The following is a 12295-nucleotide window of genomic DNA, read 5'->3' as shown; positions in this document are numbered from 1 at the left end:
CCGAACCTGCTCGTGCGACGTTTCTTCCTGAAAGTTTTCTTGCTGGCTGCCCTCGCGGCGCTCGCTGTCGGCGCCTGGGGACTGTGGTGGGTGCAACAGCCTTTGAAGCTTTCCGCGCCCTCGCTGGACCTGTCCATCGAACCCGGCACCACGCCGCGCGGCATAGCCCAGGCCGTGGCCGACGCCGGCGTCGACGTGCAACCAAAGCTCCTCTACGGGTGGTTCCGCCTATCGGGCCAGTCCCGGCAGTTGCGCGCCGGCAGCTATGAACTGGAGCCGGGCGTGACACCGAAGATCCTGCTGAATGTGCTCGTGCGCGGCGAGGAAGCCACGCGCAGCGTCGTACTGGTCGAGGGCTGGAATTTCCGACAGGTGCGCGTGGCGCTGGCCAAGGCCGACCAGTTGAAGCCGGAAACCGCCGCGCTGAGCGATGAGGCCCTGATGGAAAAGCTCGGCCGCCCGGGCCAGCACCCGGAAGGCCGCTTCTTCCCGGACACCTACACCTACTCCAAGAACTCCACCGACACCGCCCTCCTGCAGCGCGCGATGCGCGCCATGGACCGCAAGCTCGCCGCCGCGTGGGCCGCACGTGCGTCCGACCTGCCGCTGAAGTCGGCCGACGAGGCGCTGATCCTGGCCAGCATTGTCGAAAAGGAGACAGGCAAGGCCAATGAGCGGGCGCAGATCGCCTCGGTCTTCATCAACCGCCTGCGCGCCGGCATGCCGCTGCAGACCGACCCCACCGTCATCTACGGCCTGGGCACGCGCTTCGACGGCAACCTCCGCAAGAAGGACCTCCAGACCGACACCCCTTGGAACACCTACACCCGCAACGGCCTGCCGCCCACCCCCATCGCCATGCCCGGCAAGGGCGCCTTGCTCGCCGCCGTGCAGCCGGCGCAGGGCAAGTCGCTGTACTTCGTCTCGCGCGGCGACGGCACCAGCCAGTTCAGCAATTCGCTCGATGAGCACAACAACGCGGTGAACCGCTATCAACGGAATCGACAATGAGCGACACGAAGTGCCGGGCGTCGGGGCAAGCAACGAGCGCCGCGCCGGGGGGCATCGAGGACACGAAGTGCCCAGCGTGGGGGCCGCAATGACCACGGGCCTGTTTCTCTCGCTCGAAGGCATCGACGGCGCCGGCAAGTCGAGCCACATCGACGCGCTCGAAGCGCTGTTCCGCGGCCAGGGCCGCGCCGTCACCCGCACCCGGGAACCTGGCGGCACGCCACTCGGCGAAACGCTGCGCACGCTGGTGCTGAACGAACCAATGGACCCGCTGACCGAGTCGCTGCTCGTCTTTGCGGCCCGGCGCGAGCATGTCTTGCAGGTCATCGTCCCTGCCCTGAAGCGCGGCGACGTGGTGTTGTGCGACCGCTTCACCGACGCGACCTTCGCCTACCAGGGTGCGGGCCGGGGCTTCGACCTGGGTGTGCTCGGCATGCTGGAACGCTGGGTCCAGGCCGATCCGGCGCATGCCGATGTGCTGCTGCAACCCGGCCTCACGCTCTGGTTCGACCTCCCGCCGGAGATCGCTGCCGAGCGCCTGGCCGGCGCGCGGCTGCCCGACAAGTTCGAGGCCCAACCCGTCGAGTTCTTCCGGCGCGTCGCCCAAGGCTATGCCGACCGGGCCGCAGCGGCGCCACGCTTCGCGCGCATCGATGCCGACCGCCCGCGCGAGCAGGTGTGGCAGCAGATCGAATCGACGCTACAGGCGCGGGGGGTGGCGTGACCGTGGTGCAGATCCTGGAGGTGCGCCCATGAGCAATCTATTGCCCTGGCTGCATGCGCCGCTGACCGAACTGCTGCGCCAGCGCGGCCATGCCTGGCTGCTGCAAGGCCCATCCGGTCTCGGCCAGTACGAACTCGCCTTGGCCCTGGCGAGCACCTGGCTGTGCGAGCAGCCCACGGCGCAGGGCGCCTGCGGCCATTGCGGCAGCTGCCATGCCATCGATGTCCGCACCCATGCCGACTTGTGCGTGCTGATGCCCGAGGTCGCGATGATGGACCTCAACTGGCCGCTCGACGAGAAGTCGCAGGCCGACATCGACGACAAGAAGCGCAAGCCCAGCAAGGAAATCCGCGTCGAATCCATGCGCGACGCGGTCGGTTTCGCGCAGCGCACCAGCGCGCGTGGCCGAGGCAAGGTGGTGCTGGTCTATCCGGCCGAGCGCATGAACGCGATCTCGGCCAATGCGCTGCTCAAGACGCTGGAAGAGCCGGTCGGTGACGTGCGCTTCGTGCTGGCCAGCGAAGCGGCCTGGCAATTGCTCCCCACCATCCGCAGCCGCTGCATCGGCTACACCTTGCCGTGGCCTGCAGAAGAGCAGGCGCAAGCCTGGCTGGTGGCGCAAGGTGTTCCCGCGGCCGACGCCGGCGCGTTGCTGCGCGCGGCGGGCGGCAGGCCCAGCGACGCCCTGCGCCAGGCGCGCAACGGCGGCTCGCCCAAAGCCTGGTCGTCGTTGCCCAAGGCCATGGCCAAGGGTGAGGTCGCCGCGTTATCCGGCCATGCGCCCAGCCAGGCGATCGACGCGCTGCAAAAGCTCTGCCACGACCTGATGGCCGTGGGGCAGGGCGCCGCGCCACGCTTCTTCTATGCGGCGGACCTGCCGAAGCCGCCATCCAGCCGTGCATTGGCGCGCTGGTCGAAGTCGCTCGCCGCCGCAGCCCGCACCGCCGAGCATCCCTTCAACCCCGGCCTCATGCTGGAGGCGCTTGTGAGCGAAGCGCGAAGCACCCTACACTCGGCCCCACCTCGCCCATGATGAACACCACCACCGCCACCCCAGCCGCCAATTCCCCACGGCCCAGCGTGATCCAGTTGGCCATCAAGGAAAAGGGTGCGCTGTACGCGGCCTACATCCCCTTGTTCGCAGAAGGCGGCATCTTCATTCCCACCGCGCGCGAGTACCGGCTCGGCGACGACGTCTACGTGCTGCTGACGCTGCCCGATGATCCGCAGCGCTATCCGGTCGCAGGCAAGGTGGCGTGGATCACGCCGGTGCGTGCCGCAGGCAATCGCGCTCCGGGCGTCGGCATCCGCTTTCCGTCGGACGAAAAGTCCCGCCAGCTCAAGGCTCGCATCGAGGAGGCGCTGGGCGGCACGATGGGCTCGGACCGGCCCACGCAAACGATCTAATACTCGCCCCAGGTCGCCGCGTTGCGGATCTCCCCTGGACCCGAGGCGATACCAGCGGCCCGGCGAAGCCGGTCCCGCGCTATCTCCCGCACAGACAAGTTGGCCTGGATGCCGCTTCGCCGATGGAAAGCCCGCCACCAAGACCGCGACGACGGGTTGGCGACAATAGGGCATGTTCACCGACTCCCATTGCCATCTCACGTTTCCCGAGTTGATCGACGACATGCCGCGGATTCGCGCCGCCATGGAGGCGGCGCAGGTCGACCGGGCGCTGTGCATTTGCACCAAGCTTGAAGAGTTCGACGCCGTGCACTCGCTGGCAGCGCGCTACGACAACTTCTGGGCCAGCGTCGGCGTGCACCCCGATGAAGAGGACATCCAGGAGCCCAGCTTCGACGACCTGGTGCGTCTTGCCGCGCTGCCCAAGGTGGTGGCCATCGGCGAAACCGGCCTCGACTACTACCAGATGGCGGAACGCAAGGGCGGCCGCAGCGTGGCCGACATGGAATGGCAACGTGACCGGTTTCGGGTCCACATCCGCGCGGCGCAGCAGACACGCAAGCCGCTGATCATCCACACCCGCAATGCCTCGGCCGACACCCTGTCCATCCTGCGGGAAGAAGGCGAGACCGGGGCCGGCAACGCCGCCGGCGGCGTGTTCCATTGCTTCACCGAGACGGCGGAAGTGGCGCGCGCCGCGCTCGACCTCGGTTTCTACATCTCGTTCTCCGGCATCCTCACCTTCAAGAAGGCCCAGGACCTGCGTGACGTGGCGGCCTTCGTGCCGATGGACCGAATGCTCATCGAGACCGACAGCCCCTACCTGGCGCCGGTGCCGTACCGCGGCAAGACCAACAATCCGTCCTACGTGCCCTATGTGGCGCAGCAGATTGCCCAAGTGCGACAGCTGTCCGTCGAGGCCGTGGCAGAGGCCACGAGCCGCAATTTCGAAACACTTTTCAGCGCGATCAAGTCATGAAGTATTCGATTAAAAAACTCCCCTATCTATTTGTTTTTGCGCTAATTTCTTGCGCAAGCGTTGCAGGTTCCTACGACGATTTCTTCCGCGCCGTACGCAGCGACAACGCCAGCGGCGTGCGCAGCCTGATCGAACGCGGTTTCGACCCGAACACACGTGACGACAAGCAACAGACCGGCCTGCTGATCGCCTTGCGCGAGCCCTCGCCCCGTGTCGTGCAGGTTCTGGTCGACTCCCCCAAGACCGACGTCGACGCCGTCAACGGCAGTGACGAAAGCCCTCTGATGATGGCCAGCCTCAAGGGCCAGCAAGAGGTCGTCGCCAAGCTGCTCGCGCGCGACGCCGCCGTCAACAAGACGGGCTGGACGCCGCTGCACTATGCGGCCACCAGCGGCCAGATCTCGATCATGAAGCTGCTGCTCGACAAGTTCGCCTTCATCGACGCGCAGTCACCCAACGGCACCACGCCGCTGATGATGGCCGCGATGTACGGATCGAGCGATGCGGTGAAGCTGCTGCTCGACGAGGGCGCCGACACGGCGATGAAGAACGAGCAGGGCATGACGGCTGTCGATTTCGCCAAGCGCGCGAATCGGGAGAGTGACGCAGCGATGATTGCCGCCGCCGGGCAGAAGAAGCCGCAGGCGCTGCCGAAAGAGGGCAAGTGGTAGAGGCGGGCCCTACTTGCGACCCAGGCGCTCGTAGCCGCTGAGTTCCATGAACCCCTGTCCCTCCGTGCTGCCCGTCACTTTCACCGGGCCTTCCCAGTAGACGTTCGCGGTCGTCTGCTGCGCCTCGAACTCGCTGTCGTCGACGAAAGGCTTGATGCTGTACGTGCCGGAAGGCAGCTTGACGTTCCATTCGACGACGTAGCTGATCTTCGTATCCGGACTCGTCCACTTGCGGCCGGGCGTGAGTTCGATCTCGCTGGCCTTGAGCGGAACGGCCCCCTTGGCGGTCGAGACGGTGCCGGAGGTCAGCACCTTGCGGCCGTCCGAGTCGAAGAGGTCGTAGAGCATCACATCGGAGCCGTCGGCCAGGTGCAGGGCGAACCAGTTCCAGCCGAAGCTCAAGACATCGAAGTCGCCCCATTGGTGGTCGAACCAGACGTCGCCACTCACCGGGATCTGGCGTCCGGCGACCTGGAGCTCGCCTTGCGCGGCCATGCGGGGGCGCGAATAGTAGTAGCTGATGCCGCTCTTGCCGAAGTCGAGCAGTCCAGGCGTGGCCGAACCGGCCGCCCTGTGCGCGACCACGGGGCCCGCATCGTTCAAGTTGAGCGCCAGCGAGACGCCTTCGAATTCAGCCCGCACGACGTGCGCATTGCCATTGGCAGCGACCTGCCATCCGTCTTGCCGGAAATCGAATCCGCTGGTGGTGCTCTTGGCCGGCAGTCCACCTGTGCGGCTTTGGCCCGAGAAGCGCCGGCCGTTCTGCAGGTCGGTCAGCGCCACATGCATGACGGTGTGCTTGACCAACCCGTTGGCGACGAAGACGGCCACGTGGAATGCATAGCGATTGCCCGTCTTCGCGTCGAGGATGCCGCTGTAGTACCACCATTCCATGCCCGACCCATGCGGCGCATCATCGGCCGGGAGATTCAGCGGGGGCAGGGCGGCGGTGCGTTCAACCGGTTTGCCAGCTGCGTCGGCCGGTCCACCGGATGCCGCCGTGGGCGCTGCTTCCTGATCAGATTCACGTGCGAAGTACAAGCCGGCAACCAACACCGCGATGACCGCCAACAGCGGTCCTGCGTAGGCGCGCCATCCCTTGCGACGCGAAGAGCCGCGTCCGCGATAGCGCCCGTAATAGCTCTTGCCCTTGTCGTCGGATTTCATCGGTGGCACCCGCGGTGAAAAATCGAAGACCCGAGCCTAGCATTGGCGCGCACTGCCGAAGACGGGCGCCGCCGCAGGTCTACTTGATGCCGTAGCGTGGCGCCACACGCAGTGCCACGAGGCTGACGAGCACGCCGAACACCATGTAGAACGCAGGCGAAATCTTGCTGCCCGTGGCGGTGATGAGCCATGCGCTGATGAACGGCGCAAAGCCGCCGAAGATGGCCACGCCAAGGCTGTAGCTCACGGACAGGCCAGTGCCGCGCATGCCCGCAGGAAACAACTCCGCCATCGTGGCCGCCATCGGCCCCCAGTAGGCCGTCGCCACCAGCCCGATGGCGGTCAGCGCGATCATCAGCGTCGTCACCGACGGGTACGAGACCAGCATGTAGAACAGCGGCACGATCATCACCAGCATGATGAGCGCCGCAGTCCGCATGATGGCCAGGCGCCCGATGCGATCGGACAACGCCCCGTAGAACGGCACCAGCGTCAGCTGCAGCACGCCGAGCCAGATCGTGCCCACGAAGGACATCGAGGGCGGCAGGCCCAGCTGCTTGACCGCGAAGGTCGGCATGAACAGCCCCGTGTACGAGATGATCGTGGCCAGGATGATGAGCCCCATCGACGTGAGCGTGCGGCCGCGCTGGTCGAGCAGGGCGGTGCGCACCGGCGGGGCCTTGGCGGCGGCGCTCTTGTCGAACTCGTCGCCTTCCTCCAGGTGCCGGCGGATGTAGAGGCCGACCGGGCCGAGCAACAGGCCGAAGAAGAACGGGATCCGCCAACCCCAGTCGAGCAGTTGCTCCGGCGTCAGCAAGGTGTTGAGCCCCATGCCGAAGGCGGCGCCGAGGAAGGTCGTGATGCCCTGGCTCGCGAACTGCCAGCTGGCATAGAAGCCGCGCCGGTTCGGATCCTGCTCGGCCAGCAAGGCCGTGGCGCTGCCGAACTCGCCGCCGGCCGCAAAGCCCTGCAGCAGCCGCGCGACGATGATGAGCACTGGCGCCCAGATCCCGATGCTTGCAAAGGTCGGCGACACCGCGATCAACAGCGTGCCACCCAGCATCAACCCCATCGACAGCGTCAGCGCCGCCTTGCGGCCCGCCGAGTCGGCATACGCGCCGAGGACGATCGAGCCCACCGGACGCATGAAGAAGGTCACGCCGAAGGTGCCGAGCGCGATCAACAACGATACGTTTTCGTTGTCCGAGGGGAAAAACAGCTTCGAAATGGTCACGGCCAGGAAGCCGTAGATGACGATCTCGAACCATTCCAGCGCGTTGCCGATGGAGATGGCCGTGATGACCTTGAAGGTGCTGGGCCGCGTGGCGGCGGACTTGGTGGAAGTGGTGTTGTTGACCACGGTCCGCGATGCGGCCGCGCCGTTCGGCGTGCTCATTGGATGTGTCCCCCCGTTGTTTCTTGTCGTGCGAACAGAAAGTTTCGCACGGCTGGCAGGACGCATGAATACGGAAGTGCGTAGCCGAGCCATCGTGGCGGCGCATGAAGCAAGACCGTCGCAGCGGAGTCGGCCGATGCTCCGGCGGCACGTTCAGGCGCCCAACCAGCGCCCCTCGAACCACTCACCACGCCGGGTGGCCTCCTGCACGCAGCCCACGAGCAAGTCCGCGACGCGTCGCACATGCTGGCCGACGACCCGGTTGGCCGGAAGCGCGAGGACGATCGTGCGCGTGATCCGTGGGTCGCTCAAGGGCGCGGCCGAACCTGTCTTGCGGGCCATGTCTTCGGCAACCGAAATCGCGGGAAGGATCGTCAGCCCGTGCCCACCGATCGCCAGGCTGCGCTGCACGCTCATCGCATTGGTCTCGGCGGCAATCGTCAACTCGACGCGAGAGACGGCGCAGGCGTGATCGACCAGCGTGCGGATGCCGTGCGACGTGCTGGGGAGGATCATGGGCTTGCCGGCCAGGCTTGCGAGCGTCACGGGTTGGTTCTTGCGCAACTTGGCCGATGTCGGTCCCAGCACCCACAGCGCCTCCTCGATGAGTGGCGTCACCTGGATGCTGGATGACCGCTCCGCACCGTAGAGCAGCGCGACATCCACCTCGCCCGACTCCAGCCACTGCGCCAGCGTGCCTGCGTAGCCCGTCACGATCCTGATGCGGATGCCGGGGTGGGCCTCGGCCACCGTTTTCAGGAGCGGGCTCGACAACAGGTCGCAGGTGCTGGGGAGCAGCCCCAAGGTCACGAGGCCGCTGATGCCGGTCGAGGACCCGCTGATCTCGGCCCTCGCGCGATCGAGTTCGAGCATCGCGCGCCTCGCGTAACCGACCAGCGCCTTGCCTGCCTCGGTGAGCACCATGCCATGGCGTTCCCGTTCAAACAGCTCCGTGCCGACATCCTCCTCCAGCAGACGAAGCTGCCTCGATACCGCGGGTTGGACGAGGTTGAGCAGCTCCGCGGCGCGGGTGACGTTGCCCGTGTCGCAGACGGTCAGGAAGGCGCGCAATTGCTTGAAGTCCATGGCTGGCTCCGTGCGATTTCAATCGTTGATGGTGGCATCACTTCTTTCTATTGGATGCGATGTGCCATCAGATTCTATGATTTCTTCACGCCGACTTCACTACCTAACCGTCACCAACAACGGAGCATCGATGAGCGAAACAGCCACCACAGCGCCCGCCTGGCAGCAGGACATCTTCAAGGTTCTCAAGGAAGGGGACGTGCGCCAGATCGCGTACGTGCCCGACGCGGGACATTCCCACGTGATCCGCTCCGCCATCGCGGACCCGGACATCCAGGACATCGTCCTGACGACGGAGGAGGAGGGCGTCGCGGTGGTCAGCGGGGCCTGGCTCGGCGGCCAGCGCGCTGTGCTGCTGATGCAGAGCAGTGGCGTCGGCAACTGCGTGAACATGTTCTCGCTGCTGTCGAGCGCCAACTTCCCGTTCTTCACCCTGGTGACGATGCGCGGCGAGTACGCGGACTTCAACCCGTGGCAAGGACCCATGGGCCGGGCGACCCAGGGAGCGCTCGAGCTGATGGGCATCACGGTCCTTCGCGCGTCGGATCCGGCGCAAGTCGAGGAGATCGTGAGGGCAGGCTTCGACGCCGCCTTCGAAGCCGGCGACCGCGTTGCCGTGCTGCTCGGACAGAACCTGATCGGACGCAAGAAGTGGGAGCGCAAGTGATGAGCCAGAACCCTGCCAAGGCGGCCAACCGCCGCCAGTTCGTTTCCGCGCTGCTGAAGGCGCTTCCGGATGCGCTCGTCGTGACCGGCCTCGGTTCTGCGTCCTACGACGTCTTTGCCGCCGGGGATCGCGACAACAACTACTACCTCTGGGGTGCGATGGGCGGTTCGACCTCGCTCGCCCTCGGCCTCGCCCTGGCGCAGCCGGACAAGTCCGTGCTGGTGATCACCGGCGATGGCGAACAGCTCATGGGTATCGGCAGCCTCGCGACGATTGCGGCCAAGCAGCCGCGCAACTTGACGATCGTCGTGCTCGACAACGGGCACTTCGGCGAGACCGGGATGCAGCGCAGCCACACGAGCCTCGGGACCGACCTGGTGGCCGTGGCCAAGGGCTTCGGGATTGCCGATGCCTACTCGGTAGACAGCGAAGAACACTGTGGCGAGATCGCCAGCCGTGCGGCCGAGCGTCTCGGGCCTACCTTCGTGCAGGTGCGAATCGACGCGGACGAGCCGCCCCGTGCACTGCCGCCGCGCGACGGGGTCTACGTCAAGAACCGGTTCCGTGATGCGCTGGGCTTGAAGCCTTTCTGATTCCATGAAGCGCTATCAACTTCGCATCGATGGCCAGTCCGTCGACCCCGCGGGCGCGGCCTGGCTCGAGAGCCAGAACCCGTACACCGGCGAGTCCTGGGCAGAGATCCCGCGTTCGGACGAACGCGACGTGGATCGCGCCGTGCAGGCCGCGCATCGTGCGCTGACTCAAGGCCCATGGGCCGAGATGTCGGCCAGCCAGCGCGGCATGCTGCTGCACCGGCTGGGTGACCTCATCGCCCGCGATGCCGCCAAGCTCGCGGCCACCGAAGTCCGCGACAACGGCAAGCTGCTCGCCGAGATGCTGGGCCAGCTCAACTACATCCCGCAGTGGTACTACTACTTCGGCGGATTGGCCGACAAGATCCAGGGCACGACGCTGCCGCTGGACAAGAAGGGCTACTTCGCGTTCACGCGCAATGAGCCATTGGGTGTGGTCGCGGCCATCACTCCGTGGAACTCGCCGCTGATGCTGGCCAGTTGGAAGATCGCTCCGGCGCTTGCCGCCGGATGCACTGTCGTCGTCAAGCCGTCGGAGTTCACATCGGCTTCCACGCTGGAGTTTGCGGAGTTGTTCGACGAGGCCGGCTTTCCGCCAGGCGTGTTCAACGTCGTCACAGGCTTTGGCGGGGAAGTGGGCACGCCGTTGGTGGAGCACCCGCTGGTGCGCAAGATCAGCTTCACCGGTTCCGACAGTACCGGTCGTGTCATCAACGAGAAGGCGGCGCGGAACTTCAAGCACACCGCGATGGAACTGGGCGGCAAGTCGCCCAACATCGTGTTCGCCGATGCGGACATCGACCAGGCCGTGTTCGGCGCGATCTCGGGCATCTTCGCGGCCACGGGCCAGACCTGCATCGCCGGCTCGCGGCTGCTGGTGCAGGACAGCATCTACGACACCGTCGTCGAGAAGCTCCTCGACGTGGCCAGGACGGCCCGCATGGGCGATCCGATGGATGCGGCCACGCAGGTGGGCCCGGTCACGACGCCGCCGCAATTCAGCAAGGTGCTCGAGTACATCGCCGTGGCGCGCGAGGAGGGCGCCACGCTGTTGCTGGGCGGCGAGCGTGGCGATGCGCCCGAGTGCGGCAATGGCTGGTTCGTGCAGCCCACGATCTTCGGCGACGTGCGCAATGACATGCGCATCGCCCAGGAAGAGGTCTTTGGCCCGGTGCTGTCGATCATCCGATTTAAGGACGAGGACGAGGCCGTTGCGATCGCGAACGACGTGCGGTTTGGCCTGGCGGCTGCGGTGTGGACCAGCGACATCGGCCGCGCGCTGCGCATGACCGAGCGTCTGCAGGCGGGCACCGTGTGGATCAACACCTATCGCGCGGTGAGCTTCATGGCGCCCTTCGGTGGCTACAAGGACTCGGGGCTCGGCCGCGAGAACGGCATCGATGCGATCCGCGAATACCTGCAGACCAAATGCGTATGGATCAACAGCGGCGCGGTTGCGGGCAATCCGTTCGTGATGCGCTGACCCAGTCAAAACAATCAATGGAGACAAGCATGAACATTTCGGATATTTCCAGGCGCGACTTGATGAAGTTGGGCGCGGCCGCAACGATGGGCGCGCCGCTGGCATCCTTCGCACAAGCGCCGAAGGGGCCCATTACCTTGGTCGTGCCCTTTGCCGCTGGCGGCGCCACAGACGTGGTTTCCCGCCTGGTCGCCCAGAAGCTCACGGAGCGCATCGGGCGCAGCGTCATTGTGGAGAACGTCGCCGGAGGCGGCGGCGCGATCGGTGCGGCCAAGGTGGCGAAGGCGACGGCCGACGGCAGCGTGCTGTTGATGGGCACGGTCGCGACGCACGCCATCAATCCGCTGTCGACACCACCGGCGCCCTACGATGCCCAGCGCGACTTCACACCCATCTCGCTCGTGGCGACGGTGCCCAACGTGCTGCTGGTCAGCAAGAACTTCAAGGCAAAGGACGTGCGCGAGCTCATTGCCATGCTGAAGGCGGAACCTGGCAAGTTCAGCTATGGGTCTTCAGGGGTCGGTACGCCGCCGCACCTGTCGGGGGAGTTGTTCAAGTCGATGGCGGGCGTCGACATCGGCCACGTTCCGTACAAGGGCGGTGGGCCGGCCATGACCGACTTGGTCGGCGGCCATATTCCGATCCTGTTCGATGTGTTGACCGGTGCGGCATCGCACATTCGAGCCGGATCGGTGCGCGCGCTGGCGGTGACGACCAGCAAGCGCTCGCCGTCATTCCCGGACATTCCGACGATCGCCGAGGCAGGTGTTCCTGGCTATGAAACGTACACCTGGAACGCGGTCTTCGGCCCTGCGAAGTTGCCGGCGGCATTCGTCGAATCGACGAGCCGAGAACTGCAGGCGGTGGTGGCGCAACCGGACGTTCAGGCCAAGCTGAAGGAACTGAGTGCAACGCCAGTCGGCTCGACACCGGAAGTGCTTGCCGCGCTGGTCAAGTCCGAGCTCGACAAGTGGGGCGCGGTCATCAAGTCCATCGGTGGTCTCAAGCGGGATTGAACGCCATGTCGGGCTCCAGCGTCGGACGAGCGAAAGAGGAGCGATGCCCTGCGGGCCAAGCAATGTGTCCGGAACCGCTCATGCATTTCAGGGCC

Annotated in this window: 13 protein-coding genes; 10 read left to right on the top strand and 3 right to left on the bottom strand. The window is 66.0% G+C overall.

The window, feature by feature from the left end; translation table 11 throughout:
- The first annotated feature begins 12 nt into the window (after window positions 1-12).
- The 6 genes from mltG to WKW82_RS29945 all read left to right on the top strand — a co-directional run bounded on the left by mltG (window position 13) and on the right by WKW82_RS29945 (window position 4792).
- Entirely contained in the window at window positions 13-1011 is a 999-nt protein-coding gene (mltG, locus tag WKW82_RS29970; RefSeq protein WP_340346386.1) for an endolytic transglycosylase MltG, read from the top strand.
- Between the two features lie 88 nt (window positions 1012-1099).
- A complete protein-coding gene (gene tmk / locus WKW82_RS29965) occupies window positions 1100-1735 on the top strand; it encodes a dTMP kinase (protein ID WP_340346499.1) in 636 nt (211 codons plus the stop codon).
- 28 nt (window positions 1736-1763) lie between these two features.
- Window positions 1764-2768, top strand: a complete 1005-nt coding sequence (locus WKW82_RS29960) for a DNA polymerase III subunit delta' (protein ID WP_340346385.1) — start codon at window positions 1764-1766, stop codon at window positions 2766-2768.
- Window positions 2768-3142, top strand: a complete 375-nt coding sequence (locus WKW82_RS29955; protein WP_340346384.1) for a PilZ domain-containing protein — start codon at window positions 2768-2770, stop codon at window positions 3140-3142. Before WKW82_RS29960 ends, WKW82_RS29955 begins: the two co-directional genes overlap by 1 nt.
- A 172-nt stretch (window positions 3143-3314) precedes the next feature.
- Window positions 3315-4121, top strand: coding sequence for a TatD family hydrolase (locus tag WKW82_RS29950; protein WP_340346383.1), 807 nt, complete (start codon window positions 3315-3317; stop codon window positions 4119-4121).
- The gene (locus tag WKW82_RS29945; RefSeq protein ID WP_340346381.1) at window positions 4118-4792 is read left to right on the top strand and encodes an ankyrin repeat domain-containing protein; all 675 of its coding nucleotides are present in this window, start codon (window positions 4118-4120) and stop codon (window positions 4790-4792) included. Before WKW82_RS29950 ends, WKW82_RS29945 begins: the two co-directional genes overlap by 4 nt.
- 9 nt (window positions 4793-4801) lie before the next feature.
- Here WKW82_RS29945 and WKW82_RS29940 read toward each other — a convergent pair whose 3' ends face one another.
- The 3 genes from WKW82_RS29940 to WKW82_RS29930 form a co-directional block, all read right to left on the bottom strand.
- On the bottom strand, window positions 4802-5959 hold the full coding sequence (locus WKW82_RS29940; protein ID WP_340346379.1) for a lipocalin family protein: 1158 nt from the start codon (window positions 5957-5959) through the stop codon (window positions 4802-4804).
- Window positions 5960-6038: 79 nt separating this feature from the next.
- The gene (locus WKW82_RS29935) at window positions 6039-7355 is read right to left on the bottom strand and encodes an MFS transporter (RefSeq protein ID WP_340346377.1); all 1317 of its coding nucleotides are present in this window, start codon (window positions 7353-7355) and stop codon (window positions 6039-6041) included.
- A gap of 153 nt (window positions 7356-7508) precedes the next feature.
- Window positions 7509-8441 carry a LysR family transcriptional regulator gene (locus WKW82_RS29930; RefSeq protein WP_340346376.1) on the bottom strand — a complete coding sequence of 311 codons (933 nt, stop codon included), beginning with the start codon at window positions 8439-8441 and terminating at the stop codon, window positions 7509-7511.
- 130 nt (window positions 8442-8571) lie between these two features.
- Here WKW82_RS29930 and WKW82_RS29925 point away from each other — a divergent pair, with 130 nt between their 5' ends.
- Genes WKW82_RS29925 through WKW82_RS29910 form a run of 4 tightly spaced genes read left to right on the top strand, consistent with a single transcriptional unit; the run spans window position 8572 to window position 12200 of the window.
- Window positions 8572-9108 (top strand): phosphonopyruvate decarboxylase, encoded by a 537-nt coding sequence (locus tag WKW82_RS29925; protein ID WP_340346375.1) that lies wholly within the window; start codon window positions 8572-8574, stop codon window positions 9106-9108.
- The gene (locus tag WKW82_RS29920; protein ID WP_340346373.1) at window positions 9108-9701 is read left to right on the top strand and encodes a thiamine pyrophosphate-dependent enzyme; all 594 of its coding nucleotides are present in this window, start codon (window positions 9108-9110) and stop codon (window positions 9699-9701) included. Before WKW82_RS29925 ends, WKW82_RS29920 begins: the two co-directional genes overlap by 1 nt.
- A 4-nt stretch (window positions 9702-9705) precedes the next feature.
- Window positions 9706-11184, top strand: a complete 1479-nt coding sequence (locus WKW82_RS29915; protein ID WP_340346372.1) for an aldehyde dehydrogenase — start codon at window positions 9706-9708, stop codon at window positions 11182-11184.
- Window positions 11185-11213: 29 nt separating this feature from the next.
- Window positions 11214-12200: a Bug family tripartite tricarboxylate transporter substrate binding protein gene (locus WKW82_RS29910; RefSeq protein WP_340346371.1), complete on the top strand. Its 987-nt coding sequence runs from the start codon at window positions 11214-11216 to the stop codon at window positions 12198-12200.
- The last annotated feature ends 95 nt before the right edge of the window (window positions 12201-12295 follow it).

Source organism: Variovorax rhizosphaerae (assembly GCF_037889975.1).
GTDB classification, from domain to species: Bacteria; Pseudomonadota; Gammaproteobacteria; order Burkholderiales; family Burkholderiaceae_C; genus Variovorax; species Variovorax rhizosphaerae.
This window is presented reverse-complemented; position numbering and strand designations above follow the sequence as displayed.